Origin of the sequence: Pseudomonas sp. 25 R 14, from assembly GCF_900004755.1 — a bacterium.
Lineage (GTDB): Bacteria > Pseudomonadota > Gammaproteobacteria > Pseudomonadales > Pseudomonadaceae > Aquipseudomonas > Aquipseudomonas brenneri.
The window spans coordinates 56,176-81,241 of record NZ_CVTS01000062.1 but is presented as its reverse complement, the minus strand read 5'-3'; the positions used below and the strand labels follow the sequence as shown (position 1 = coordinate 81,241).

22 protein-coding genes are annotated in these 25,066 nt (G+C 60.4%); 11 read left to right on the top strand and 11 right to left on the bottom strand.

The window, feature by feature from the left end; translation table 11 throughout:
- The first annotated feature begins 2 nt into the window (after window positions 1-2).
- Entirely contained in the window at window positions 3-581 is a 579-nt protein-coding gene (locus BFQ03_RS21700) for a cob(I)yrinic acid a,c-diamide adenosyltransferase (RefSeq protein WP_032862480.1), read from the top strand.
- Between the two features lie 126 nt (window positions 582-707).
- On the opposite strand, the gene BFQ03_RS21695 is transcribed toward BFQ03_RS21700, so the two are convergent.
- From BFQ03_RS21695 to secA, 3 genes are all read right to left on the bottom strand, one after another.
- Window positions 708-1,652 (bottom strand): Nudix family hydrolase, encoded by a 945-nt coding sequence (locus tag BFQ03_RS21695; protein ID WP_065944003.1) that lies wholly within the window; start codon window positions 1,650-1,652, stop codon window positions 708-710.
- A 58-nt stretch (window positions 1,653-1,710) separates the two neighbouring features.
- On the bottom strand, window positions 1,711-2,928 hold the full coding sequence (argJ, locus tag BFQ03_RS21690; protein ID WP_032862477.1) for a bifunctional glutamate N-acetyltransferase/amino-acid acetyltransferase ArgJ: 1,218 nt from the start codon (window positions 2,926-2,928) through the stop codon (window positions 1,711-1,713).
- Between the two features lie 120 nt (window positions 2,929-3,048).
- Window positions 3,049-5,784 carry a preprotein translocase subunit SecA gene (gene secA / locus BFQ03_RS21685; protein WP_032862476.1) on the bottom strand — a complete coding sequence of 912 codons (2,736 nt, stop codon included), beginning with the start codon at window positions 5,782-5,784 and terminating at the stop codon, window positions 3,049-3,051.
- A gap of 308 nt (window positions 5,785-6,092) precedes the next feature.
- Between secA and BFQ03_RS21680 the strand changes: the two genes are divergently transcribed.
- The gene (locus BFQ03_RS21680) at window positions 6,093-6,548 is read left to right on the top strand and encodes a DUF721 domain-containing protein (protein ID WP_032862475.1); all 456 of its coding nucleotides are present in this window, start codon (window positions 6,093-6,095) and stop codon (window positions 6,546-6,548) included.
- 38 nt (window positions 6,549-6,586) lie between these two features.
- Here the strand turns inward: BFQ03_RS21680 and BFQ03_RS21675 are convergent, their stop codons facing one another.
- Window positions 6,587-8,065, bottom strand: a complete 1,479-nt coding sequence (locus tag BFQ03_RS21675) for a helicase HerA-like domain-containing protein (RefSeq protein WP_032862622.1) — start codon at window positions 8,063-8,065, stop codon at window positions 6,587-6,589.
- A gap of 193 nt (window positions 8,066-8,258) precedes the next feature.
- On the opposite strand from BFQ03_RS21675, the gene BFQ03_RS21670 reads away from it, so the two are divergent.
- The gene (locus tag BFQ03_RS21670; protein ID WP_032862474.1) at window positions 8,259-10,148 is read left to right on the top strand and encodes a methyl-accepting chemotaxis protein; all 1,890 of its coding nucleotides are present in this window, start codon (window positions 8,259-8,261) and stop codon (window positions 10,146-10,148) included.
- Between the two features lie 23 nt (window positions 10,149-10,171).
- Here BFQ03_RS21670 and BFQ03_RS21665 read toward each other — a convergent pair whose 3' ends face one another.
- On the bottom strand, window positions 10,172-10,378 hold the full coding sequence (locus tag BFQ03_RS21665; protein ID WP_065944002.1) for a hypothetical protein: 207 nt from the start codon (window positions 10,376-10,378) through the stop codon (window positions 10,172-10,174).
- 87 nt (window positions 10,379-10,465) lie between these two features.
- Window positions 10,466-11,314 carry a formyltetrahydrofolate deformylase gene (gene purU / locus BFQ03_RS21660; RefSeq protein WP_032862472.1) on the bottom strand — a complete coding sequence of 283 codons (849 nt, stop codon included), beginning with the start codon at window positions 11,312-11,314 and terminating at the stop codon, window positions 10,466-10,468.
- A gap of 351 nt (window positions 11,315-11,665) precedes the next feature.
- On the opposite strand from purU, the gene mvaT reads away from it, so the two are divergent.
- Window positions 11,666-12,040 (top strand): histone-like nucleoid-structuring protein MvaT, encoded by a 375-nt coding sequence (gene mvaT / locus BFQ03_RS21655; protein ID WP_029295469.1) that lies wholly within the window; start codon window positions 11,666-11,668, stop codon window positions 12,038-12,040.
- Between the two features lie 89 nt (window positions 12,041-12,129).
- Here mvaT and sbcB read toward each other — a convergent pair whose 3' ends face one another.
- Window positions 12,130-13,557, bottom strand: a complete 1,428-nt coding sequence (sbcB, locus tag BFQ03_RS21650) for an exodeoxyribonuclease I (RefSeq protein WP_032862471.1) — start codon at window positions 13,555-13,557, stop codon at window positions 12,130-12,132.
- Between the two features lie 210 nt (window positions 13,558-13,767).
- Here sbcB and BFQ03_RS21645 point away from each other — a divergent pair, with 210 nt between their 5' ends.
- From BFQ03_RS21645 to BFQ03_RS21620, 6 genes are read left to right on the top strand one after another with little or no spacing between them, the layout of a single operon-like run.
- On the top strand, window positions 13,768-14,460 hold the full coding sequence (locus BFQ03_RS21645; RefSeq protein ID WP_032862621.1) for an RDD family protein: 693 nt from the start codon (window positions 13,768-13,770) through the stop codon (window positions 14,458-14,460).
- The gene (locus BFQ03_RS21640) at window positions 14,457-15,437 is read left to right on the top strand and encodes a stage II sporulation protein M (RefSeq protein ID WP_032862470.1); all 981 of its coding nucleotides are present in this window, start codon (window positions 14,457-14,459) and stop codon (window positions 15,435-15,437) included. The genes BFQ03_RS21645 and BFQ03_RS21640 overlap by 4 nt, the downstream gene beginning before the upstream one ends.
- Window positions 15,424-16,953, top strand: a complete 1,530-nt coding sequence (locus BFQ03_RS21635) for a DUF4129 domain-containing protein (RefSeq protein ID WP_065944001.1) — start codon at window positions 15,424-15,426, stop codon at window positions 16,951-16,953. Before BFQ03_RS21640 ends, BFQ03_RS21635 begins: the two co-directional genes overlap by 14 nt.
- On the top strand, window positions 16,950-18,107 hold the full coding sequence (locus tag BFQ03_RS21630) for a DUF4350 domain-containing protein (RefSeq protein WP_065944000.1): 1,158 nt from the start codon (window positions 16,950-16,952) through the stop codon (window positions 18,105-18,107). The genes BFQ03_RS21635 and BFQ03_RS21630 overlap by 4 nt, the downstream gene beginning before the upstream one ends.
- The gene (locus BFQ03_RS21625) at window positions 18,104-19,096 is read left to right on the top strand and encodes an AAA family ATPase (RefSeq protein ID WP_032862467.1); all 993 of its coding nucleotides are present in this window, start codon (window positions 18,104-18,106) and stop codon (window positions 19,094-19,096) included. The genes BFQ03_RS21630 and BFQ03_RS21625 overlap by 4 nt, the downstream gene beginning before the upstream one ends.
- 7 nt (window positions 19,097-19,103) lie before the next feature.
- The gene (locus tag BFQ03_RS21620; protein ID WP_065943999.1) at window positions 19,104-20,435 is read left to right on the top strand and encodes a DUF58 domain-containing protein; all 1,332 of its coding nucleotides are present in this window, start codon (window positions 19,104-19,106) and stop codon (window positions 20,433-20,435) included.
- Window positions 20,436-20,448: 13 nt separating this feature from the next.
- Here the strand turns inward: BFQ03_RS21620 and BFQ03_RS21615 are convergent, their stop codons facing one another.
- A complete protein-coding gene (locus BFQ03_RS21615) occupies window positions 20,449-20,808 on the bottom strand; it encodes a PilZ domain-containing protein (protein ID WP_032862620.1) in 360 nt (119 codons plus the stop codon).
- Between the two features lie 219 nt (window positions 20,809-21,027).
- A complete protein-coding gene (locus tag BFQ03_RS21610; RefSeq protein WP_032862465.1) occupies window positions 21,028-21,402 on the bottom strand; it encodes a tol-pal system YbgF family protein in 375 nt (124 codons plus the stop codon).
- Between the two features lie 176 nt (window positions 21,403-21,578).
- Between BFQ03_RS21610 and pyk the strand changes: the two genes are divergently transcribed.
- Window positions 21,579-23,030 (top strand): pyruvate kinase, encoded by a 1,452-nt coding sequence (gene pyk, locus BFQ03_RS21605; protein ID WP_032862464.1) that lies wholly within the window; start codon window positions 21,579-21,581, stop codon window positions 23,028-23,030.
- Window positions 23,031-23,208: 178 nt separating this feature from the next.
- Here the strand turns inward: pyk and BFQ03_RS21600 are convergent, their stop codons facing one another.
- Both BFQ03_RS21600 and BFQ03_RS21595 read right to left on the bottom strand, forming a co-directional pair.
- The gene (locus BFQ03_RS21600) at window positions 23,209-23,958 is read right to left on the bottom strand and encodes an enoyl-CoA hydratase (RefSeq protein ID WP_065943998.1); all 750 of its coding nucleotides are present in this window, start codon (window positions 23,956-23,958) and stop codon (window positions 23,209-23,211) included.
- Between the two features lie 28 nt (window positions 23,959-23,986).
- On the bottom strand, window positions 23,987-24,919 hold the full coding sequence (locus BFQ03_RS21595) for an iron-sulfur-binding ferredoxin reductase (protein ID WP_065943997.1): 933 nt from the start codon (window positions 24,917-24,919) through the stop codon (window positions 23,987-23,989).
- Between the last annotated feature and the right edge of the window lie 147 nt (window positions 24,920-25,066).

Below are 25,066 nucleotides of genomic sequence, written 5' to 3'. Positions count from 1 at the left end.
CCATGGGCTTTCGCCTGTCGAAAATTTATACCCGTACCGGCGACAAGGGTGAAACCGGCCTGGGCGACGGGCGCCGCGTGCCCAAGGATCATCCTCGGGTGGAAGCGATCGGCGAAGTGGACAGCCTCAACAGCCAACTGGGCTTGCTGTTGGCCGGCCTTGAAGAACAGAGCGGGCAACATCCAGCGCTCAAGGATGTGATTGAGGTCCTGACTCCGTGCCAGCATCGACTGTTTGACCTGGGCGGAGAGCTGGCGATGCCGGTCTACAAGGCGCTGAATGCGGGCGAGGTGGATCGGCTGGAAGCGGCGATTGATCGCTGGAATGAAGAAGTCGGGCCGCTGGAGAACTTCATCCTGCCCGGCGGTTCAGCGCTGATTGCCCAGGCCCATGTATGCCGCAGCCTGGCCCGCAGCGCCGAGCGGCGGTGCCAGCAATTGAATGCGCTGGAGCCGTTGGAGGGGGTGGGGCTGGCCTATATCAATCGGCTGTCGGACTTGCTGTTTGTGGCGGCCAGGGTGATTGCCAGGCGCCAGGGCGTTGCCGAGATTTTGTGGCAGGCAGCGGCGAAGCCGCACTGAGATTCTGCTGGGATTTGTATTGCCTGACAGGGCCTCATCGCGGGCAAGCCCGCTCCTACATTTGAATGTGGTCACAGATCAAAATGTGGGAGCGGGCTTGCTCGCGATGAGGCCATCACTGGCAACTCAAACCTCAGGCCAGAACGCCCGAATTCCCGCAACACCTTGCGCCCCGTTCTGCCAGGCCTTCTCCCGCTCGGCAGGCCCAACCCCACCCAGCAGATACACAGGCTTGCTGAACCCACTGATCAACTGCGCCGCCTGCTCCCAACCCAACGGCTCGGCATCAGGGTGTGTCTGGGTCGGCTGCACCGGTGACAGGGTGACAAAGTCCACGTCCATCAGCTCTGCCAATGCCAACTCCTCGGCGTTGTGGCAAGACGCAGCCAACCAACGATCCTTGGGCAACGGCCGGCCTTTGCTGGCGTACTTGCGCAGTTGCGCCGACGTCATGTGCCAGCCGGCAGAAGGAAAGTCGCCCAACCACTCAAACGGCCCCTTGATCATCAGTTGCGCCTTGCCGGCACACAAACCCACGGCATCCACCGCCAGGTCACGATACTTGGGGTCGTAACCGTTGGGCGCACGCAGTTGGACCAACTTGATGCCACCGGCAATGGCCTTCTGGATACCGCGCAACAACACCGGGGTTTCCAGTTCACCAGGGGTGATCAGGTAGTCGGCGGGCAAACGGGCTGCGGCAACAATAGGCACATTGGCTGCCGGAAATTCGTAGTTGAGCAAGTCCCGTGGTGCCACCCATTCAAGGGGCTGGCCTTCGGCGCCATGGGGCTCGCCGGTAAACCCCGAGACCTCCCAGACATCCAGCAACACCTGCTTGTCCGGGTAATCATGTTGCACCTTGATCAACGGGCGGGCCGTGGTGACCTGGATGCCCAGCTCTTCCTGCAGCTCTCGGCCCAGTGCCGTGACAACCGATTCATCGGCCTCCACCTTGCCGCCAGGAAACTCCCAGAGGCCGCCCTGGTGCTGGGTGTCTGCGCGACGCGCCAGCAAAATCCGGCCATCGGTACCGCGAATGACTGCGGCTGCTACATGAACTCGTTTCACGGTATTACGTCCTCTAAGCCTACGCCTGGCGGGGCATTGCCAATGCCCCGGACAGGTATCAAGTACGGTATTCGGCGTTGATCTTCACGTATTCGTGGGACAGGTCGGTGGTCCAGATGGTTTCGCTGCACTCACCGCGCCCCAGTTCGATACGGATGGTGATTTCCTCCTGCTGCATCACCGCCGAGCCTTGGGCTTCGGTGTAGGTCTCGGCGCGCGCACCACGGCTGGCGATGCACACATCACCGAGGAACACGTCGATCTTGCTCACGTCCAGGTTCGGCACGCCGGCGCGACCCACCGCTGCGAGGATGCGGCCCCAGTTCGGGTCGGACGCAAACAGCGCGGTCTTGATCAGTGGCGAGTGGGCCACGGTGTAGCCGACATCCAGGCATTCCTGGTGATTACCGCCGCCATTGACTTGCACGGTGACGAACTTGGTCGCACCTTCGCCGTCACGCACGATGGCCTGGGCCACTTCCATGCACACTTCAAACACCGCCTGCTTCAACGCCGCGAACAGCGGGCCGTTGGAGGAGGTGATTTCCGGCAGGTTGGCTTTACCGGTGGCAATCAACATGCAGCAGTCATTGGTCGAAGTATCGCCGTCGATGGTGATGCGGTTGAATGACTTGTTGGCGCCATCGAGCATCAGGTTTTGCAGCACATCGCGGGAGACTTTGGCGTCGGTGGCGATGTAGCCAAGCATGGTTGCCATGTTCGGGCGGATCATGCCCGCGCCTTTGCTGATACCGGTCACGGTGACGGTCACGCCGTCATGTTCGAACTGGCGGCTGGCGCCCTTGGGCAAGGTGTCGGTGGTCATGATCCCGGTGGCCGCGGCCGCCCAGTTATCCACGGACAAGTCGTCCAGCGCCGCTTGCAGGGCACCTTCGATTTTTTCCACGGGCAACGGCTCGCCGATCACCCCGGTGGAATACGGCAGCACCTGGCTGGCGTCCACCCCGGTCAACTCCGCCAGCTTGGCGCAAGTGCGCGCGGCAGCGGCCAGGCCAGGTTCGCCGGTACCGGCGTTGGCATTGCCGGTGTTGGTCAGCAGGTAGCGCACCGGGCCTTCGACACGTTGCTTGGCGAGGATCACAGGGGCTGCGCAAAACGCATTCAGGGTGAACACGCCTGCGATGGTCGAGCCTTCGGCACAACGCATCACCACCACATCCTTGCGCCCGGGGCGCTTGATGCCGGCCGAAGCGATACCGAGTTCAAAACCGGCAACCGGGTGCAACGTGGGCAAAGGACCAAGACCAACAGCCATGAATGCGCTCCTTAACGATGTGATGTCTGCACCGTCGTCGTCGACGGTGAATAAATGGCAAAACGCCGCGACGGCTGATGCCGGTCGCGGCGCGGGGTATTGCAGCGTCAGGCAAAAATCTTAGTTGATTTCGCCATGGCAGTGTTTGAACTTCTTGCCCGAACCGCACCAGCATGGCTCGTTGCGGCCCAGCTTCTGCTCGTTGCGCACGGGAGCCTGGGCCAGGGCCACATCGACCTCTTCACCCAGCACTTCCGGCGACTCAAGGCCCGGTGCTTCGTCATGCTGGAACTGCATGCGCGCCGCCAGGGCTTCGGCTTCCTGGCGCAGGCGGGCTTCTTCTTCAATCGGGTCTTCGCGACGCACCTGAACGTGAGACAGCACACGAATCGAATCGCGCTTGATCGAATCCAGCAACTCGGAGAACAACGTGAACGACTCGCGCTTGTACTCCTGCTTCGGATTCTTCTGGGCGTAGCCACGCAGGTGGATACCGTGGCGCAGGTGGTCCATGGTCGACAGGTGGTCTTTCCACAGGTCATCCAGCACGCGCAAGACGATTTGTTTCTCGAAGGTGCGCAGCGCTTCGGCACTGGCTTGCTCTTCTTTCTCGTTGTACGCGGCCAGCAGTTCGGCCATCAGTTTTTCGCGCAGGGTTTCTTCGTACAGGTGGTCGTCTTCGTCGAGCCATTGCTGGACCGGCAGATCGACCCCGAAATCACTCTTCAGCGCAGCTTCCAGGCCAGCAACATCCCACTGTTCAGGCAGGGATTGTGGCGGGATATGCGCGCTGACGGTGGCGTTGAGCACGTCCTGGCGGAAGTCGGCAATGGTTTCGCCAATGTTGTCGGCGGCCAGCAACGTGTTACGCATGTGATAGATCACTTTACGCTGTTCGTTGTTGACGTCATCGAACTCCAGCAGTTGCTTACGAATGTCGAAGTTGCGGCCTTCGACCTTGCGCTGGGCCTTTTCGATGGCGTTGGTCACCATGCGGTGCTCGATCGCCTCACCGGACTGCATGCCCAGAGCCTTCATGAAGTTCTTCACCCGGTCAGAGGCGAAGATACGCATCAGGCTGTCTTCCAGGGACAGGTAGAAACGGCTGGAACCGGCATCACCCTGGCGACCGGCACGACCACGCAACTGGTTGTCGATACGGCGCGATTCGTGACGCTCGGACGCGATCACCTGCAAGCCACCGGATTCCAGCACGGCCTGGTGGCGCTTCTGCCAGTCAGCCTTGATCTGGGCGATCTGCTCAGGTGTCGGATTGTCCAGGGAAGCCACTTCCACTTCCCAGTTGCCGCCCAACAGAATGTCTGTACCACGACCGGCCATGTTGGTAGCGATGGTCAGTGCGCCTGGGCGACCAGCCTGGGCAATGATCTCGGCTTCCTTTTCGTGGAACTTGGCGTTGAGGACCTTGTGCTCGATGCCTTCCTTGTTGAGCAGGTTGGACATGTGCTCGGAAGTTTCGATGGTTGCAGTACCCACCAGGACCGGACGGCCGTGGGTCATGCACTCCTTGATGTCGGCAACGATTGCAGCGTACTTCTCCTCGGCGGTCAGAAACACCAGGTCGTTGAAGTCTTTACGCGCCAGCGGCTTGTTCGGCGGGATAACCATCACCGACAGACCGTAGATCTGATGGAACTCGAACGCTTCGGTGTCAGCGGTACCGGTCATGCCGGACAGCTTGTTGTACAGGCGGAAGTAGTTCTGGAAGGTGGTCGAGGCCAACGTCTGGCTCTCGGCCTGGATGTTGAGCACTTCCTTGGCTTCGATGGCCTGGTGCAGGCCTTCGGACAAACGACGACCGGGCATGGTACGGCCGGTGTGTTCGTCGACCAGCACGACCTGGCCGTCCTGGACGATGTATTCGACGTTGCGATGGAACAGCTTGTGGGCGCGCAGACCGGCATACACGTGGGTCAACAGGCCCAGGTTGTGTGCCGAGTACAGGCTTTCGCCTTCGGCCAGCAGGCCGATCTGGGTCAACATCTCTTCGACGAACTGGTGACCGGCTTCGTTGAGCTCGACCTGGCGGGTCTTCTCGTCGATGGAGTAATGACCTTCTTTGGTCACCACGCCTTCCACTTCCTCGATATGTTGCTCAAGGCGCGGGATCAGCTTGTTGATCTCGGTGTACAGGCGCGAGCTGTCCTCGGCCTGACCAGAGATGATCAGCGGGGTACGGGCTTCGTCGATCAGGATGGAGTCGACTTCGTCGATCACGGCAAAGTTGAGTTCGCGCTGGAATTTTTCTTCCATGCTGAACGCCATGTTGTCGCGCAGGTAGTCGAAACCGAATTCGTTGTTGGTGCCGTAGGTGATGTCGCAAGCGTAGGCGGCACGTTTCTCTTCCGGCGGCTGGAACGGCGTCACGACGCCGACAGTCAGGCCGAGGAATTCATACAGCGGGCGCATCCAGTTGGCGTCCCGGCGGGCCAGGTAATCGTTCACCGTCACAACGTGCACGCCCTTGCCGGACAGTGCGTTGAGGTAAACGCCCAGGGTTGCCACCAGGGTCTTGCCTTCACCGGTACGCATTTCGGCAATCATGCCTTCATGCAAGGTCATGCCGCCGATCAACTGCACGTCGAAGTGACGCATGCCCATGACACGCTTACCGGCTTCGCGGGCGACCGCAAAGGCTTCGGGCAGCAATTTGTCGAGGGATTCACCTTTGGCTATGCGGGCCTTGAACTCTTCGGTCTTGGCGCGCAATTGCTCATCCGACAGAGCAACCATCTGCTCTTCGAAGGCATTGACCAGCTGCACCGTCTTGAGCATGCGTTTGACTTCGCGCTCATTCTTGCTTCCAAAAAGTTTCTTTAACAAAGGCGCAAACATATCGGCAGGTTCTTCCACACATTAGGGATGAAGGGGCGCCCCGTAAGTCGCCCGAGCAGCCCTCACGGCCGCATGCGAACGAGCATTCTACCCGGAAACGAGGGTGAGGAAAGTGGCGTTGTTCCACGATGCAGACACAGCGTTCCAGGAGGGCTTGTCTAAAATAAGGGCTTTTTGCTGAACTTCAACCCATTCGAGCGAGAAGTTACTTATTGATTTAATGGATAAACTGCCAACAAAGCAATGACCACGGTGCCGCACACGCTTTCTGCTACCATGGCGGCTCTGTTACCTAAGGTGTCTAGATCATGGCATTTCGCCCTCTTACGGCCCGAGCTCCCGCCGTGCTGCTGCGCGAAGCCAAGCCTTTAAAAGCCATCTTTGGCCATGCGCAACGCCTGGGTCATCTGCAACGCCTGCTGGAAAGCCAATTGCAACCTGCGGCCCGCGAGCACTGCCATGTGGCGTCGTGGCGGGAAGGGACGCTGCTGCTGATCGTCACCGACGGGCATTGGGCAACCCGCCTGCGCTACCAGCAAAAACGCTTGCAGCGCCAACTACAGGCATTTGATGTGTTTGCCAGCCTGCTACGCATCCAGTTCAAGGTCCAGCCACCGACCGTACAGCAAGGCGCGGTGGGGCATACCATGGATTTGTCGGTGAATGCCGCCGAGACGATCCAGGCCACGGCGGACGGGATTACCGATCCGAAGTTGCGCGCGGCGCTGGAGCGGTTGGCCGCGCATGCCAAGCCCAAAACCTGAAAACCGCTCCCACAGCTGGATTGCATAGACCTTGCTGGCTACTTACGCTTGCTACCGCCAAGCAACGAGCCCAGCAACCCGCGCACCAACTGGCGACCCATCTGATTCGCCGCCTGCTGCATCGCCGACTTCAAGGCCTTGCCCGCTGTAGTTCCCAGAAACGCCCCGGCCTTGTCGGTGAAGCTCGGCTCTTCTGCGACAGGTGCAGCACCCGCCTCCGGTCCCAACTCTTTACGCGCCATCAGCACTTCATAGGCCGACTCACGATCAACCGGCTTGTCGTAGCGTCCCAACAGCGATGAGCTGGCAATCAAGGCCGCACGCTCGGCTTCGGTCAACGGCCCGATCCGCGATTGCGGCGGTGCTACCAGCACCCGCTGGACCACCTCAGGCGTACCTTTTTCCTGCAGCGTCCCCACCAGCGCCTCACCCGTACCCAGCTCGGTCAACACCGCCAGGGCCTCGAACGCCGGGTTAGGCCGGAAGCCATCAGCCACCGCCCGCAGGGATTTTTGTTCCTTGGTAGTGAACGCGCGCAGGCCATGCTGGATCCGTAGACCCAGTTGCGCCAGCACGTTGTCCGGCAGATCGCCTGGCGACTGGGTGACAAAATACACCCCCACGCCTTTGGAGCGAATCAGCCGCACCACTTGCTCCAGACGGTCCTGCAACGCCTTGGGCGTATCGGCGAACAGCAAATGCGCCTCGTCGAAAAACAGCGCCAGCAGCGGCTTGTCGGCATCGCCGCGCTCCGGCAATTGCTCGAACAACTCGGCCAGTAACCACAACAGGAAGGTCGCATAGACTTTTGGCGACTCGTGTACCAGACGGCTGGCATCCAGCAGATGAATGCGTCCACGCCCGTCGCTGGCCGGCTGCAGAATGTCTTCCAATTGCAACGCCGGCTCGCCGAACAGGGCTTCTGCGCCCTGCTGTTCCAGCACGGCCAGGCGACGCAGCAAAGCCTGGCTGGAGCCGGTCGTCATCAAGGCCGCGTCATCACCCAGCAGTTCTGGGTTGAACTTGAGGTGATTGAGCAGGGCCTTGAGGTCCTTGAGGTCCAGCAGCAGCAAGCCCTCGCGATCCGCCACCTTAAAGGCGGCATACAACGTCGACTGCTGGCTGTCGGTCAGCTCCAATAGGCTGCCCAGCAGCAACGGGCCCATTTCACTCAAGGTTGTACGAAGCGGATGACCGGACTGACCGTGGATATCCCACAGTGTTACCGGATACGCCTTAGGCGCGTAATTAAGGAAAGGCATGCCGGCGATACGCTCGGCCACCTTGCCCTGGGGATTGCCTGCGGCGCCCAGGCCACACAGGTCACCCTTGATATCGGCGGCGAACACCGCGACGCCAGCATCACTGAACGCCTCCGCCAGCCGTTGCAAAGTCACGGTCTTGCCCGTGCCGGTGGCGCCGGCGATCAGGCCATGGCGATTAGCCAGGCGCATGGCCTGGGCAATGGGTTGGCCTTCGAGATCTGCGCCAATAAGAAGTTGCGAGGAGTCAGGCATTTTGTCACCCATGGTTAATCTTTAGCGCTGCACGGTCGATACAGACAAAGCGGAGACCAGAAAAGTCCTTAAAACAGAACAGATAATTCCTACACACCAAATGGAAATATCACAGTTTTTTTATCGCTGCCATTTTGCGCGCCTACACAAGAATGCGCCTCGGACATTAAGACCTTAGCGGACACGACAAGCCATGAATAAAAATCTGCGCTTCAGCCACAAAATCCTGCTTGCAGCCGCCCTTATCGTCATTGCCGCTTTTGCGTTGTTCACGTTATACAACGACTATCTGCAACGTAACGCGATTCGCGACGACCTAGACAATTATCTACATGAAATGGGTGATGTCACCGCCAGTAATATCCAGAGCTGGCTGGCCGGGCGCATTGTGCTGGTGGAGAACGCCGCCCAGAACATCGCCATCAATCCCGAGCCGGCCGTTGTCGCCAGCTTGCTGGAACAGAAAGCCCTGACATCGTCGTTCATGGCCACCTACCTGGGGGACAGCCAAGGCGGCTTCACTATTCGCCCCGATGCCAAGATGCCCGACGGCTTCGACCCACGCGTGCGTCCCTGGTACAAAGGCGCCCAGGCCAGCAATGGCTCGACCCTGACCGAACCCTATATTGATGCAGCCACCGGCCAACTGATCATTTCCATCGCCACGCCCAGCAGCAAGGCCGGACAAAGTGTCGGCGTGGTAGGTGGTGACCTGAGCCTGCAGACCCTGGTCGATAATATTGGTGCCCTGGACTTCGGCGGCATGGGTTATGCGTTTCTGGTCAGCGCCGACGGCAAGATCCTGGTCCACCCGGATAAAACCCTGGTGATGAAAACCTTGAGCGAGGTTTACCCGAATCAATCCCTGAAAATCAGCGCTGACTTCAGTGAAATTGCGGTCGATGGCAAAACCCGCATCGTCACCTTCGCCCCGATCAAGGGCTTACCGTCAGTGAACTGGTATATCGGTCTGTCGGTAGATAAAGACAAGTCCTTCGCAATGCTCAGCGAATTCCGCACTTCTGCCATCATCGCCACCGTGATTGCCGTGGCGATCATCATCGCGTTGCTGGGCATGCTGATCCGCGTGTTGCTGCAACCGCTGCACGTCATGACCCGCGCCATGGAAGACATCGCCGATGGCGAAGGCGACCTGACGCGCCGCCTCAATATCCAGAACCACGACGAGTTCGGCATTCTCGCCAAAGCCTTCAATCGCTTTGTGGAGCGGATTCACACGTCTATTCGCGAAGTGTCCTCCGCCACCGGCCAGGTCAATGAAGTGGCATTACGCGTGGTCAGTGCCTCCAACTCGTCGATGGTCAACTCTGACGAACAGGCCAACCGCACCAACAGTGTCGCGGCAGCCATCAACCAGCTGGGTGCCGCAGCCCAGGAAATTGCCCGTAATGCCGCCCAGGCCTCGCACCAGGCCAGCGATGCACGCCACCTGGCCGAAGATGGCCAGCAAGTGGTGGAGCGCAATATCAAGGCCATGACGCAACTGTCCGAGATGATCAGCGCCTCCAGCAGCAATATCGAGGCACTCAACAGCAAAACCGTGAATATCGGGCAGATCCTCGAAGTGATCACCAGTATTTCCCAGCAAACCAACCTGCTGGCACTCAACGCGGCGATTGAGGCTGCGCGTGCCGGGGAAGCCGGGCGCGGGTTTGCGGTCGTGGCCGACGAAGTGCGCAACCTGGCCCATCGCACGCAAGAGTCGGCGCAACAGGTGCAAAAGATGATCGAGGAGCTGCAAGTCGGCGCCCGGGACTCGGTCAGTACCATGAGCGAAAGCCAGCGCCACAGCCTCGACAGTGTGGAAATCGCCAACCTGGCAGGCGAACGCCTGAGCAGCGTGACCCAGCGTATCGGTGAAATCGACGGCATGAACCAATCGGTGGCCACCGCTACCGAGGAACAGACCTCGGTGGTGGAATCGATCAACATCGATATCACCGAAATCAATACGCTCAATCAAGAAGGCGTGGAAAACCTGCAGTCGACCTTGCGTGCCTGCTCCGACCTGGAGCAACAAGCGGCGCGCCTGAAACAACTGGTGGGCAGCTTCCGTATCTGAACCCGAACACGCTGTTCCTACATTCAACCTGCTTTGTTGCCCGGCATTGTGGCCGGGTCGAGCTTGTCGGGCGGCTCCGACTCTTCCTGCAATTGCTCCCACAATCGCGCAGCATCCGGAAAGTCCGTGCCATCCTCGGTACCCAGGGCATCCGGGTCATAGCGGCTCAAACAGCCCTCGCCCAACGTGGCAGGTGCTCGGGAAGTGGCTTTATCCAGGGGATCACTCATCGTTCGATCCTCGCAGTTGACACCAATAAAAAAGGGCCTGGGTGATTTAACGCCCAGGCCCTTTTGGCTTCAACTAAAAACAGTCGATCAGAACACCACGGTCTTGTTGCCGTGCACCAGCACCCGGTCTTCCAGGTGATAGCGCAAGCCACGGGCCAGGACCATTTTCTCGACGTCACGACCGAAGCGCACCATGTCTTCAATGCTGTCGCTGTGGCTGACGCGTACCACGTCCTGCTCGATGATGGGACCGGCGTCCAGCTCTTCGGTGACATAGTGGCAGGTTGCACCAATCAGCTTCACGCCACGCAAGGACGCCTGGTGATAGGGCTTGGCACCGACAAACGACGGCAGGAAGCTGTGGTGAATGTTGATCACCTTGCCTGCATATTCACGGCACAGTTCTGGCGGCAGGATTTGCATGTAGCGCGCCAGTACCACTACGTCAGCTTCATGCTGCTCGACCAGACGCGAGACTTCGGTGAAGGCTGGCTGTTTATTCTGCGAGTCAACCGGTACGTGGTAGTACGGAATACCATGCCACTCAACCATGCTGCGCAGGTCGTCGTGGTTGGAAATCACACAGGCGATTTCACAGTCCAGTTCGTCGCTGTGCCAGCGGTGCAACAAATCCGCCAGGCAATGGGATTCGCGGCTGGCCATCAGGACCACGCGTTTTTTCTGCTCGGTGTCGGTGATGCGCCATGTCATCGAAAACTCTTCGGCGATAGGCGCAAACGCCTCGCGAAACGCTTCGAGGCCAAAAGGCAGCGTGTCGGCCCGGATTTCGTGGCGCATGAAAAACCAACCACTGAGATTGTCCGAGTGATGACTCGCTTCGGTGATCCAGCCATTGTGGGAGGCCAGAAAGTTACTGACTTTAGCGACGATACCAACCCGATCCGGGCAAGCAATCACCAGACGAAAAGTGCGCATTAGGGGCAAACTCCAGAACTTCGCAAAGGCCGCCATTCTAGCGACACCGTAGAAAAACTGCAGTATTCCTCAACGCTTATTCGAGCGATTCCTTGCGGTGCCCCTAAACTGCGTACGGTTTTTACCTGAGCATTATGTCAACACGAGCATCTGTTACGGCAATTAGCCAAGATTTAATGAGAATATCTTTAGCCGCTTGTACGCACTAAATAATGCACTCACTCCCACCTTCCCTACAAACAAGCAAAGTAAATTACATAAAACCGAGCTTAAATGTTTACTTGGGGAAACTGTCTGACTATTATTAGGCCACTATCCCTGTCCCTCAGCGCCCCGCATAAGGTAGTCCACATGTCCCTGATCAACGAATACCGTGCCACCGAAGAAGCTATCAAAGAGCTGCAAGCCCGTTTGAAGAACCTGTCCCAAGACGACAAACTGCAAACCGAGCTGGAATTCGAAGGCAAATTGCGCACCCTGATGGGTGAGTACTCCAAATCCCTGCGTGACATCATCGCGCTGCTGGATCCGGAATCGAAAGTTAAAGCACCACGCGGCGCGGTAAAAGTTACCGGCACCAAGCGCGCGCGCAAGGTCAAGCAATACAAAAACCCGCACAACGGCGAAGTGATTGAAACCAAAGGTGGCAACCACAAGACTCTGAAAGAGTGGAAAGCCAAGTGGGGCGGTGACGTGGTTGAAGGCTGGGCTACCCTGCTGGGCTAAGGCTCGCCAGGTCGCCACCTGATTCGCGACACAATAAAAAACGCCAGTTCGCTGGCGTTTTTTTATTGCCGTCTTTTATAAAGTGCCGATTACAGACTCAGGCGCTGGCGTAAAGCGTCAGCATATTCCTGCCATTCATCCAGTACCTGACGCTGAAACGATGTAGCACTAACGTCCAATTCAAGCCTGGCTTTATTGAAACTCTCAAGGGTATTGGGCGCACCGTAATCCGCGTCTGACAAGCGTTGCTGACAGAATAGTTTCCAGCGTTGTTGCTCTTCATCGTCCAAGGTGTACGCAAAGTTACGGGCACGATACCGAAACAATAATTCCGGCAAACGATGATCATCAAAAGGCCACTGCTGGCGTGCTAATTGCGCAGGCTCCGCAGTCCGGACTTGTTCACATAACCGCCGATCCCGATCACCAATAAAACCATCGTAGAGCTGTTGCTCCGGGTCGGTGCTGGCAGCGAAATCTTCTTCGGCATAAATCGCTGGCAATTTATCCTGCCAAAGTTCCTGTGCGTCAGTTAGCCGCAGTGCCCGGGCCTGATATTCACTCATATCCAGATTCAAGCGCTGCTGGTCTTGTGCCCGCAACACACTCAGCGGCGCAACCACCGGGCAACGATTGATGTGTATTAGTTTGAGCGGCACCGGCAACTCACCTTCGGCCAACTCATCGCGTCGGGTATACAGACGCTGGCGCAGGGTTTCGGCATCCAGGTCCAGCAACCCCTGCGGGTCGAGCCCCAGGTCACAGACAATCAACGCGTTGCGATTGCGCGGATGCCACGCCAGCGGCAGGACGACCCCCAGGTAATGGCGTTCGGCGGAGAAACGCCCGGAAATATGCACCATAGGCTGCAACAGGCGGATTTGATCCATGACCCGCTGCTTGCTGCGCAGTTGAAACAACCACTCGTACAACTTGGGTTGCTTGTCCCGGACCAGGCGCGCCAAGGCGATGGTGGCACGCACGTCGGCCAAGGCCTCGTGAGCCTGGCCATGGTCGATCCCATTGGCCGCCGTCAAGCGCTCCAGCTTGAGGGTCACGTGCCCGTCCTGCTCGGGCCAGACGATACCGTCGGGACGCAGGGCATAAGCCGTGCGCATCACATCGATCAAGTCCCAACGACTGTTCCCGCCCTGCCATTCCCGCGCATAAGGGTCGAAAAAGTTGCGATACAAACTGTAGCGGGTCATTTCATCGTCGAAACGCAGGGTGTTGTAACCCGCGCCGCAGGTGCCGGGGGCCGCCAGTTCGGCATGCACCCGCGTCATGAAATCGGCTTCGGCCAGGCCTTTTTCCGCCAGTTGGCCGGGGGTAATGCCAGTGATCATGCACGCAGCCGGGTGCGGCAGGATATCCTCGCTGGGCTGGCAATAGAGGTTGACCGGCGGCCCTATCTCATTGAGGTCAAGGTCGGTGCGAACCCCGGCGACCTGCAGCGGGCGGTCGCTGCGTGGGTTGATGCCGGTGGTTTCATAGTCGTACCAGAAGATCGAGGTCACGGGCTATTCCTGTGCTGAAGACCGACAAAGTCTAGGCGCTGGATGCCGCCCAGGGCCAGCGCCATATGCACTGGATAAACATTCAGTGAAACCTTGGCGCATTTTCTGGTGTTACTTCCAGCGACGACACTGCTAGCATCGGCCTCTCAACTTGCCGGCCAGCCGATGAGGTTGCCCATGCCCAGCCACGCCGCACTGCCAGGGAACGCAATGCCCACCGCCCCATTGGACACTCGCTACCAGATCGAGACCCCCGAAGGTATCGACCTGCCCTTGCGCCCCGCCGGGCTGATGCCCCGGGCACTGGCATTCGGCTTCGACCTGGGCCTGCGCGGCCTGATCCTCGGCATCCTGTTCATCGCCTTGGCGTTTCTCGGCAACCTGGGCATCGGCCTCGGCTCGATCCTGCTGTTTCTCGTCAGTTGGTGGTACATGGTGCTGTTCGAAGTGCTTAACCAGGGCTGTTCACCGGGCAAGCAGATCATGGGCCTGCGCGTGGTACAGGATGACGGCACGCCCATTGGCTGGTCCGCCTCCTTGATCCGCAACCTGCTGCGCTTTGTCGATATGTTGCCGTTCGGCTACTTCCTCGGCGCCATCAGTTGCCTGCAACATCCCCACTTCAAGCGCCTGGGCGACATTGCGGCCGGGACACTGGTGATTTATCGCGAGCAGCCCCTGGCCCGGCCACACGTGCCCCAGGCCCCGGCATTGCGCCTGCCCTTTGCCCTTGAGCTGAACGAGCAGCGGGCGATCCTGGGTTTTGCCGAGCGCCAGGCCGATCTCTCCGCCGAACGGACCCACGAGCTGGCGGCGATTCTGGCCACGCCCCTGCAGGTTTCCCCCGCACGCGCCGTGGAACAACTCAATGGCGTGGCCCGTGGCCTGCTGGGGCCTTCATGAAACAGAGCCTGTTCGAAACCCGTCACCAGCCGCATTGGCAGGCCTTCGCCACGCAAGTGACACTGCTTGAACAAGGCAAGGCCAAGACCCAGGACCTGACGCACTTCCCCCATGATTACCGACGCCTGTGCCAACACCTGGCGCTGGCGCAGGAGCGCGGCTACAGCAGCTACCTGGTAGACCCACTGCAACAACTGGCCCTGCGCGGCCATCAACAACTGTATCGCCATCGCAGCCAACTCGGCGCCAAGACCCTGAGCTTCCTGCTGGCCGATTTCCCCCGCACGGTTCGCGAACAGTGGCGCTTCGTGCTGGTGGCCTGCCTGCTGTTCTTTGGCAGCCTGATCGGTATTGCGCTGCTGGTCTATCTGTTCCCCGACCTGATCTACGCCATCGTCAGCCCCCAGCAAGTGACCGAGATGCAGGGCATGTACGACCCCGACGCCAGCCGCCTGGGGCGCGCGGCCGAGCGGGCGTCGAGTGAGGATTGGATGATGTTCGGCTACTACGTCATGCACAACATCGGCATCGCCTTCCAGACCTTCGCCGGCGGCTTGCTGTTTGGCCTGGGCAGCGTGTTTTTCCTGTTTTTCAATGGCCTGATGATCGGCGCCATCGCCGGGCACCTGACAGAAATCGGCTACGGGCAAACCTTCTGGTCCTTTGTCATCGGCCATGGTGCCTTTGAACTGACGGCCATCGCCCTGGCCGGCGCGGCTGGCCTGCAATTGGGCTGGGCCTTGATCGCACCGGGTGCGCTGCCCCGGGGTGAAGCCCTGCGGCTGGCCGCCCGTAAAAGCGTGCAAATGATCTGTGGGGTGATTGTATTCCTGCTGATTGCCGCCTTTATAGAAGCCTATTGGTCCTCCACAACCGCCGTGGAGCCTTGGGGGAAATACCTGGTGGGCGCCACGCTCTGGGCGATGGTGATCGCCTATCTGCTGTTCGCCGGCAGGAGTCGTCATGCGCCTGAGTGACGCCAGCGTGGTGATCCGCCCTCGCTCCACATGGGAGGCCATGGACCTGGGGGTATTGCTGGCCCGTGAGCACCGTGTGCTATTGATGAGCAGTTGGGCCTTGGTGAGCCTGCCGATCTTTGCCCTGATCAGCCTTGTACTGTGGGACTACCCGTCTGTAGCCGTGCTGGTGTTCTGGTGGCTGAAACCCGCCTTTGAGCGCCTGCCGCTGTATATCCTGTCCAAGGCGCTATTTGGCGAGACACCCACCCTCAAGCAAGCGCTGCGCCAATGGCCGCGCCTGCTCAAGGGGCAACTGCTGGCCAGCCTGACCTGGAGACGCTTTAGCCTCAGTCGCAGCTTTGTCATGCCCGTGGTGCAACTTGAAGGCCTCGCAGGCCAGGCCCGCCAACAGCGGTTGGGAGTGCTGCAACAACGTAATGCCGGCGCTGCACGCTGGCTGACGCTGATCGGCATACACCTGGAAACAGCCCTGTGGATTGGCTTGATGGCGCTGTTCTACCTCTTCCTGCCACAACAGGTAGAGCTGGACTGGGACTGGCAGCAACTGGCGCTGGCCAGCAGCCAGGACTGGCTCTGGCTGGAACACCTGAGCAATGCCTTCTACGCCCTGATTCTGGTGCTCTGGGAGCCAATCTATGTGGCGTGTGGATTCAGCCTCTACCTGAACCGGCGTACCGTGCTTGAAGCCTGGGACCTGGAATTGGTGTTCCGCCGTTTGCGCCAGCGCCTGGGATCGGCAGTGGCCGTCCTGCTGCTGGCTGTCGGCCTGCTGGTGGTCCCGCCAACACCCCACGCCATGGCCGATCAACCCCAGCCCGCGAAACCGTTGAGTACGCCCGCCGCCAGCCAGGCGATCAAGCGCCTGCTGGAACACCCCCCCTTCAAGAACCCAGAGACCGTTACCCGCTACCGTTTTGGCGAGGACAAGACCACCGACAAAGCCAAGCCCACAGGTGATGCACGGCTGCCTGCCTGGCTTGAGTCCTTATTCAAAAAGCTCAACAGCGACACATTCAAGTCCCTGGCACTCGTCATGGAGGTGCTGTTGTGGGGCCTGCTGATCGCAGGTATTGGCCTGGTCGCCTGGCGCTATCGCGACTGGTTGCACGCCTTTGTCAGCCGTCGCCGCGCAGCCCGCCCCACGCCAACGCAACCGATGCCGTCACAACTATTCGGCCTGGACATGGGTGTGGAAACCTTGCCCGACGATATCGCCAGTGCCGCCGAGCAACTCTGGGCCACGCAACCCCGTGAAGCCCTTGGCCTGCTGTATCGCGGCCTGCTTAGCCGGCTGCTGCATGACTTCAACCTGCCACTGAAAAACGCCGACACCGAAGGTCAGGTCCTGGAACACGTGCGCCATTTGCAACATCCACAACTGCTGGCGTTCAGCGACGACCTGACCCGGCACTGGCAAAATCTCGCCTATGGCCATCGCGTACCGACGCCCCTGGCCCAACAACAGCTCTGCACCCATTGGCGCAGCTTGTTCAACAGCGAGGCCGCGCAATGAACCGGCTGCTGATCTGGCTCGGGTTGATCCTGGCGTGCCTGCTGACGGCAGGAGGCTTCTACGCCTGGCACAAGGCGATCCCCTATGAGGAAGTCGTCGATCGCGGCCCATCCCCCGAAGCCCAGGCCAATCCCTACCTGGCGGCGGAACATTTCCTCAGCCAGCAAGGCCTGGCCGTCGAGCACGCCCAAAACCTGGAGCGCTTGGCCACCCTGCCCGCCAAAGGCAGCAGCCTGCTGTTGCTCAGCGAGCGCAGTAACATGACCCCACGCCAGGTTGAACAACTGCTGGAGTGGACCAAGGCCGGCGGCCATCTGCTGCTGGTGGCCGAAGCCATCTGGGATGAAGAAACCCAGGACAGCGGCGACCTGCTGCTCGATCGACTGCAGTTGCGCCAGGCCTTCAGCGATGATTTCGACCAGCCGGCTCCCGCTCGCAAGGGCAAGAAACCGGACCTGACACGGCTCTATGTCGATAACGAAACCGCACCGGCGTTTTTCAGTTTCGACACGGATTTCAACCTCATCGACCCCAGGCACCTTGCACAGTTTTCGGCCAACAGCGCCAAGTCCAGCCACCTGATGCAACTCAATCTCGGGCACGGTCGGGTGACCGTGATCACCGACAGCGAGCTGTGGAAAATCCCGGCCATCGGCTTGCACGACAACGCCTGGCTACTGTGGTACCTGACCCAGGGCAGCGATGTCACCCTGCTGTCCAATACTGATGTCGAGAATCTGTTCAGCCTGTTGCTGCGTTATTTCCCCCAGGCCCTGGTGGCACTCGCCGCCTTGATTCTGCTGGGGTTGTGGCGCGCCGGAGTACGCCAAGGGCCCATCCAGGCGCCGGCCCCGAAAGCCCGCCGCCAATTGCTGGAACACCTGAATGCCAGTGCCGACTTCCTGCTGCGCCGCAGCGGGCAAAACAGCCTGCTGCAAGCCTTGCAGCGCGATATCCAGCGCACCGCGCGCCGCCGCCACCCCGGATTCGAGCAACTGGATACCGCCGGACAATGGCAGGCCCTTGAACGCCTGACCCGTCAACCCGCTTCAATTATCAGCCAGGCCCTCGGCCCACTCCCGGCAAAGCGGCTTTCCAGCGCCGACTTCAGCCGCCAGGTGGCCTGCCTGCAAACTCTCAGGAATGCCCTATGAGCGACTCTCCAGTGGACTTATCCAACACCCTCGACACCGGGCGGGCCACCCAGTTGGCCCAAGCGCTGCGCACCGAATTGCGCAAGGCGGTGATTGGCCAGGATGCGGTGATCGATGACGTACTGACTGCGCTGATCGCCGGCGGCCATGTACTGCTCGAAGGCGTTCCCGGCCTGGGCAAGACCTTGCTGGTACGCGCCCTGGCCCGCTGCTTTGACGGCGACTTCGCACGTATCCAGTTCACCCCGGACCTGATGCCCAGCGATGTCACAGGTCATGCCGTGTACGACTTGCACACCGAACAGTTCAAGCTGCGCAAAGGGCCGTTGTTCACCCACCTGCTACTGGCGGACGAGATCAACCGGGCCCCGGCGAAAACCCAGGCCGCCTTGCTCGAAGCCATGCAGGAACGCCAGGTCACCCTTGAGGGCGAAGCCTTGCCTATCGGCCAACCCTTTATGGTGCTGGCCACCCAGAACCCCATCGAGCAGGAAGGCACTTACCCGCTACCTGAGGCCGAACTCGACCGGTTCATGCTCAAGGTGCGCATGGACTACCCGAACGCGCAGCAAGAGCTGGATATGGTGCGTGAAGTGACCCGTTCATCCCGCGCCGACATGCTCGACGTACAGCCTCTGCGCACCGTGCTCCAGGCCAATGATGTGCTGCTGTTACAGCAGGTCGCCAGTGAGCTGGCCCTGGATGAGCAGGTACTCGACTACGCCGTACGCCTGGCCCGCACCACCCGCACCTGGCCCGGCCTGATCCTTGGCGCCGGACCGCGGGCCTCCATCGCCCTGGTCCGTGGTGCCCGCGCCCGCGCCCTGCTGCGCGGTGGCGAATTCGTGACCCCGGACGACATCAAGAGCTGCGCGCTAGCGGTGTTGCGCCATCGGGTACGCATCGCCCCGGAGCTGGATATCGAAGGGCTGGAAGTGGATCAGGTGCTGACCCAACTGCTCGACCAAGTGTCGGCACCCCGCCAGTGACCTGCCCATGAGACCCACTCGCCTGTTGCTGGCCTGGCTCGCGGTGTTGCTGGGTCTGAACATCGCCCTCGGAACGGCCATGGCCCTGCAATTCAAGGTGCCGGTCACCCTGCACTCCGTGGCCTGGGGCCTGCTCCTGGCGCTGTTGTTGCTGACATTGCTCGATGCGGCCCGCCTCAAGCGCCGCCCCTCGCCACGCCTGCGCCGGCAGATGCCGGGCAGCCTGGCTTTGGGGCGCTGGAGCGAGGTGCGGATTACCCTGGAGCATGACTATCCACAGCCGCTGATCCTGAAGGTGTTTGATCACGTACCGGATGGATTGAGCATGCAAAACCTGCCGCAGTCCATCGCCCTGCGCCCCGGTGAGCACAGTGACCTGGGCTACCGCCTGCGACCCTTGAGCCGCGGGCATTTCAGCTTCGAACGCTGTGAGGTGCACCTGCCCAGCCCCCTGGGATTGTGGACAGCAAAACGCCAGGTGCCGGTCAAGGATGCCACACGGGTCTATCCGGATTTTGCCCGCCTGTACGGTGCTCAGTTACTCGCCGTGGATAACTGGCTCAGCCAACTGGGTGTACGCCAGCGCCAGCGTCGCGGCCTGGGCCTGGAGTTTCATCAACTGCGGGAGTTTCGCGAGGGTGACAGCCTGCGCCAGATCGACTGGAAGGCTACCGCACGGCAACGCACGCCGATTGCCCGGGAATACCAGGATGAACGCGACCAGCAGATTGTCTTCATGCTCGATTGCGGCAGGAGGATGCGTAGCCAGGACGGCGAACTGTCGCATTTCGACCACGCCCTCAACGCCTGCCTGCTGCTCAGCTATGTAGCCTTGCGCCAGGGCGATGCCGTGGGCCTGTGTACCTTCGCCAGCGACCAGCCGCGCTACCTGGCGCCGGTCAAGGGCAGTGGCCAATTGAACCAGTTGCTCAACGCGGTATACGACCTGGACACCACCCGACGAGCCGTTGACTACCAGGGCGCGGCCAATCAACTGCTGGCCCGCCAGAAACGCCGGGCGCTGGTGATTGTCGTGACCAACCTGCGTGATGAAGACGACGAGGATCTGCTTACCGCAGTCAAGCGCATCGGTCGCCAGCATCGGGTATTGGTCGCGAGCCTGCGCGAAGAAGTGCTGGATCAAGTGCGCCAGGCCCCCGTGCAAACCCTACCGCAAGCGCTGGCCTACTGTGGCAGTGTCGACTACCTCAATGCCCGGGAAGAACTGCATGACCGCCTGAAAGCGCAGGGCCTGGCGGTGCTGGATGCCCACCCCTCGGACCTGGGAGCCGACCTGGTCACCCGTTACCTGGGTTGGAAAAAAGCCGGCGTGCTATGAAGGGCGTATGGCGCTAGGCCGAAGTCTGCAAGGGGTAAAAACTGAAGTACTGCAACAACGCGACCATCAGTTGCCCGTACTCGGCGGGTGCCTGCAGCAGGATGAACCCCGAATCGTAATGTAGGGGGTTAATATCTTCACGACTCCACAGGCAAGTGGCCGTAAAATCAATGGCATGCATATCCCCCTCAGGTCCGGGGATTTTCAAGCGCAGCTCAAAATCCACGTTGACCATCATGGGTAATTGGCTGATCAGCATCAGCCCTTCACTGGAGATGTTGCCCAAGTAACCGATGGGCTTATCCGTGAAGCGGTTGAATACCTGTAAAAAGCCGGGCAATTGATGCCGCTCAATTCGTCGGTCGGTAAACATGCTGAGATCGCCGTCCAATGGCCATGACTCTGGCCGCTCCTGTGATACGGGTCGGAGCGCTGCCTGCAACGCCCCGCTCTCCCTGGATCTCGGTACGACATCACGTTAGCTGCGCCGAAACTCGGGTTTTATATCTGTTTGACTTGAAAGTTGTACAAACGGACATCCAAAGAATAGCCTAACTCTGGCAAGAGGCCAGCTATGAAATGACAAATGTCATTACAAGGCTGCTGGGCGTGCTCGTGCCGGGCTTGCACCGGGGTAATGCCCCAGTTGTTGCAGCGTGTCCAGGCGTGCGCGAGCGCGGAACGCGTATTCGCTCGCCGGGTATTGGCTGATGATGAACTGATAGGTCTGCACCGCGTCCACAAACAACTTCTGCCGCTCCAGGCACTGCCCACGCAGCATCGAGACCTCCGGCTGCACGTAGCGACGGGAGCGGCTTTCACGGTCGACCTGGGACAACTCCAACGTGACCCGTTCGCAGTCGCCTACGTTGTAGGCACGGTAGGCATTGTTCAAATGATGGTCCATCGACCAACGGGTACAGCCGACAACACTGACGGCCAGGGCAGCAATGATCAAAACTCGCATGGGGTGTTCTCCTGTCTTGAGCAGTGTATCGACCCTTGGGCGAAAATCTTCAGGGTTGTTCGTCCCGCTCCTTAGAGTGAAAACAAGCGAATCGATAATAAGTAGTGCAAACGAACAATGACTACAGCCAAAGAGCATAGTAGCCTTCCCCAGCGCTAGAACTCAGGAGTCCGTGCATGTCCGTCCGTCGTACCAAAATCGTCGCCACCCTTGGCCCGGCCAGTAACTCGCCGGAAGTCCTCGAACAGCTGATTCTGGCTGGCCTGGACGTTGCCCGTCTGAACTTCTCCCACGGCACCCCGGACGAGCACAAGGCTCGCGCCAAGCTGGTACGTGACATCGCCGCCAAGCATGGCCGCTTCGTCGCGCTGCTGGGTGACCTGCAAGGTCCGAAGATCCGGATCGCCAAATTCGCCAACAAGCGCATCGAGCTGAAGATCGGTGACAAGTTCACCTTCTCCACCAGCCATCCGCTGACCGAAGGCAACCAGCAAGTCGTGGGTATCGACTACCCGGACCTGGTCAAGGATTGCGGCGTCGGCGACGAACTGCTGCTGGACGATGGCCGAGTGGTCATGCGCGTCGACACCGCCACCGTCACCGAGCTGAACTGCACCGTGATCATCGGCGGCCCGCTGTCCGACCACAAAGGCATCAACCGTCGTGGTGGTGGCTTGACCGCGCCAGCCCTGACTGAAAAAGACAAGGCTGACATCAAGCTCGCCGCCGAAATGGAAGTGGACTACCTCGCCGTGTCCTTCCCACGCGACGCCGCCGACATGGAATACGCCCGCCAACTGCGCGACGAGGCCGGCGGTACCGCCTGGCTGGTGGCGAAGATCGAGCGCGCCGAAGCCGTGGCCGACGACGAAACCCTCGACGGCCTGATCAAGGCATCCGACGCAGTGATGGTTGCCCGTGGCGACCTCGGCGTGGAAATCGGTGATGCTGAGCTGATCGGCATCCAGAAGAAAATCATCCTGCACGCTCGTCGCCACAATAAAGCGGTGATCGTGGCGACCCAGATGATGGAGTCGATGATCCAGAACCCGATGCCCACCCGTGCCGAAGTGTCCGACGTGGCCAACGCCGTGCTCGACTACACCGACGCCGTGATGCTCTCGGCGGAAAGTGCGGCCGGCCCGTACCCGCTGGAAGCGGTCCAGGCCATGGCGCGTATCTGTGTCGGCGCCGAAAAGCACCCGACCAGCAAGACCTCCAGCCACCGCATCGGCAAAGTGTTCGAAAGCTGCGACCAGAGCATCGCCCTGGCCGCCATGTACACCGCCAACCACTTCCCGGGTGTAAAGGCGATCATCGCCTTGACCGAAAGTGGCTACACGCCGTTGATCATGTCGCGTATCCGCTCCTCGATCCCGATCTACGCGTTCTCCCCGCACCGCGAAACCCAGGCCCGTGCGGCCATGTTCCGTGGCGTGTACACCGTACCGTTCGACCCGGCGTCCCTGCCGCCTGAGCAAGTCAGCCAGGCTGCCATCGACGAACTGCTCAAGCGTGGCGTTGTGGAGAAAGGCGATTGGGTGATCCTGACCAAAGGTGACAGCTATCACACCATCGGTGGCACCAACGGCATGAAGATCCTGCATGTTGGCGACAAGATGGTCTGAGTGACCTGCTGAAAGCAAAGGCCCTGTCATGTGAGTGACAGGGCCTTTTGCATTTCTAATCAGGGTGAGGTGGTGGTTGCACTGGCGCTTTCGCGGGCAAGCCCGCTCCCACACTTGAAATGCATCCCCATGTGGGAGCGGGCTTGCCCGCGAAAGCGTCAGTCCAGCCACTTCGATTTCAGCGCTGGGCAATAAACCCCGACAACGCCGCAATCGCCTCCGGCGACCTCAACCGCTGGGTAAACAGCGCGCCCTCCTCCTCGATCACCTGGCGCAACTGCTCGCGATCAACGCTCTTCATCAACTGTTTGCTGATCTGCACCGCGCCCGGCGCCAGGCTCTCGAAACGCTCGGCCACCTCCCGCGCCTTGGCCAGCGCGGCTTCGCCACTGTCCAGCGCTTGTGTGGCAATGCCCCACTGCGCTGCTTGCTCGCCGCTGAATCCTTCGCCCAGCAGCAACAATTCGGCAGCCTTCGCATGCCCAAGCAAACGCGGCAGGATCAGGCTGGAGCCAAACTCCGGGCACAGCCCCAGGTTGACGAACGGCATGCGCAACCGGGCATCGCGGCTGACATACACCAGGTCGCAATGCAGCAACAGCGTCGTGCCAATGCCCACCGCAGCACCGGCCACGCCAGCGATCACAGGTTTGCGGCAATTAAGCAGGCTTTTCATGAAGAGGAACGGTGGGCTGTCCAGGTCCGTAGGCGGTTGTTGCAAGAAATCGCCAATGTCGTTGCCGGCGGTAAAACACTCGCTGCTGCCCTGGATCAGTACCGCATTGACCGTGTTATCAGCATCAGCCTGCTCCAACGCCTCGGCCAACTGATGGTACATGGCGCGGGTCAGGGCGTTTTTCTTGTCGGGGCGATTGAGCTGCAGAATCAGCAGCCCACGGTCACGTTGCAGCACAATGGCATCGGTCATGGTGAGTCTCGCAGATTGGAATCAGCGCTCAACCACGGGGCAGGAACACATCGGCCAGCAGTTGATTACGCGGCAGGCCCGCCAGGAACAGGCGCTTGGAAAAGGCCTCGACACTGTCGGGATGCCCGCAGAGTAAGGCCAGGGTTTGCCGGGAAACAAGCCGCAGTTGCGCCAAAGCACCGGCCAACTGCGCCGCTGTCCACAGCTCGACGGTGAGGTTGTCATGGCTGGCGGCAAGCTGGGCCAGGGGTTCGGCCAGATAATGCGCGCCCGTATCATGAGCCAGGTGAATCACGCGGATGGCGCCCTGGTGATCCTGGCGCAAGGCTTCGCGCAACACGCCCCACAAGGGGGCCAGGCCGGTGCCGGATGCCAGCAGCCACAGCGGCCGGGATTGCCAGTCCGGATCGTAGTGCAACGCCCCGCCGCGCAGTTCGCCCAGGCGCAGTTGATCACCGGCCTGTAGCTGCCGAGCAAGATCACTGAACTCGCCGGGCAAGCGGCAATCAAGGTGGAACTCCAGGAACGGATCGTCCTGGGGCAGGCTGGCCAGGGAATATGGCCGCGCCACCGTACCCGCCCACAACACCAGGTGCTGGCCGGCCCGATAACGCAGCCCACGCTCCGGTTGCAGGCGCAGGCGCAGCACCGTCGGGCTCAACCAGTCCGCGCTCAGTACCGTTGCCGCTGCACCATCGCGCAAGGGGTCAAAGGCTTCAACCTGCACGTCACCCGTGACCTGGCACTGGCAGGCCAGGCGCCAACCGTCCTGGCGTTGTGCCGGGCTCAAGGCATCGGGCTGCTTGTCCTCGACCTCACCCTGGCACCGCACCAGGCAAGCGTGGCAACTTCCGGCGCGGCAGCTGTAGGGAACGGCCACACCGGCCTGGTTCAAGGCATCCAGCAGATTGCTGCCGGTGGAAACCGACCAGTGGCGTGCGCCGACGTGCAGTTCAGGCATAAAACTCTTCAACTGTAGGAGCGAGCTTGCTCGCGAATGTCGCTAACGATAGCGCGGGCTGCCTGACGAAACCCACCAGATTCACGTTTTTCGCGAGCAAGCTCGCTCCTACAGCTAAATCGAGCCAGCCATTCGTGACCATCGTCG

Excerpts from the sequence above, each read along its gene's own strand:
- BFQ03_RS21700 (WP_032862480.1), top strand. The coding sequence starts at position 3 with ATGGGCTTTCGCCTGTCGAAAATTTATACCCGTACCGGCGACAAGGGT.
- argJ (WP_032862477.1), bottom strand. The coding sequence starts at position 2,928 with ATGGCTGTTGGTCTTGGTCCTTTGCCCACGTTGCACCCGGTTGCCGGT.
- secA (WP_032862476.1), bottom strand. The coding sequence starts at position 5,784 with ATGTTTGCGCCTTTGTTAAAGAAACTTTTTGGAAGCAAGAATGAGCGC.
- BFQ03_RS21680 (WP_032862475.1), top strand. The coding sequence starts at position 6,093 with ATGGCATTTCGCCCTCTTACGGCCCGAGCTCCCGCCGTGCTGCTGCGC.
- BFQ03_RS21675 (WP_032862622.1), bottom strand. The coding sequence starts at position 8,065 with ATGCCTGACTCCTCGCAACTTCTTATTGGCGCAGATCTCGAAGGCCAA.
- BFQ03_RS21670 (WP_032862474.1), top strand. The coding sequence starts at position 8,259 with ATGAATAAAAATCTGCGCTTCAGCCACAAAATCCTGCTTGCAGCCGCC.
- BFQ03_RS21665 (WP_065944002.1), bottom strand. The coding sequence starts at position 10,378 with ATGAGTGATCCCCTGGATAAAGCCACTTCCCGAGCACCTGCCACGTTG.
- purU (WP_032862472.1), bottom strand. The coding sequence starts at position 11,314 with ATGCGCACTTTTCGTCTGGTGATTGCTTGCCCGGATCGGGTTGGTATC.
- mvaT (WP_029295469.1), top strand. The coding sequence starts at position 11,666 with ATGTCCCTGATCAACGAATACCGTGCCACCGAAGAAGCTATCAAAGAG.
- BFQ03_RS21645 (WP_032862621.1), top strand. The coding sequence starts at position 13,768 with ATGCCCACCGCCCCATTGGACACTCGCTACCAGATCGAGACCCCCGAA.
- BFQ03_RS21640 (WP_032862470.1), top strand. The coding sequence starts at position 14,457 with ATGAAACAGAGCCTGTTCGAAACCCGTCACCAGCCGCATTGGCAGGCC.
- BFQ03_RS21635 (WP_065944001.1), top strand. The coding sequence starts at position 15,424 with ATGCGCCTGAGTGACGCCAGCGTGGTGATCCGCCCTCGCTCCACATGG.
- BFQ03_RS21630 (WP_065944000.1), top strand. The coding sequence starts at position 16,950 with ATGAACCGGCTGCTGATCTGGCTCGGGTTGATCCTGGCGTGCCTGCTG.
- BFQ03_RS21625 (WP_032862467.1), top strand. The coding sequence starts at position 18,104 with ATGAGCGACTCTCCAGTGGACTTATCCAACACCCTCGACACCGGGCGG.
- BFQ03_RS21620 (WP_065943999.1), top strand. The coding sequence starts at position 19,104 with ATGAGACCCACTCGCCTGTTGCTGGCCTGGCTCGCGGTGTTGCTGGGT.
- BFQ03_RS21615 (WP_032862620.1), bottom strand. The coding sequence starts at position 20,808 with ATGTTTACCGACCGACGAATTGAGCGGCATCAATTGCCCGGCTTTTTA.
- BFQ03_RS21610 (WP_032862465.1), bottom strand. The coding sequence starts at position 21,402 with ATGCGAGTTTTGATCATTGCTGCCCTGGCCGTCAGTGTTGTCGGCTGT.
- pyk (WP_032862464.1), top strand. The coding sequence starts at position 21,579 with ATGTCCGTCCGTCGTACCAAAATCGTCGCCACCCTTGGCCCGGCCAGT.
- BFQ03_RS21600 (WP_065943998.1), bottom strand. The coding sequence starts at position 23,958 with ATGACCGATGCCATTGTGCTGCAACGTGACCGTGGGCTGCTGATTCTG.
- BFQ03_RS21595 (WP_065943997.1), bottom strand. The coding sequence starts at position 24,919 with ATGCCTGAACTGCACGTCGGCGCACGCCACTGGTCGGTTTCCACCGGC.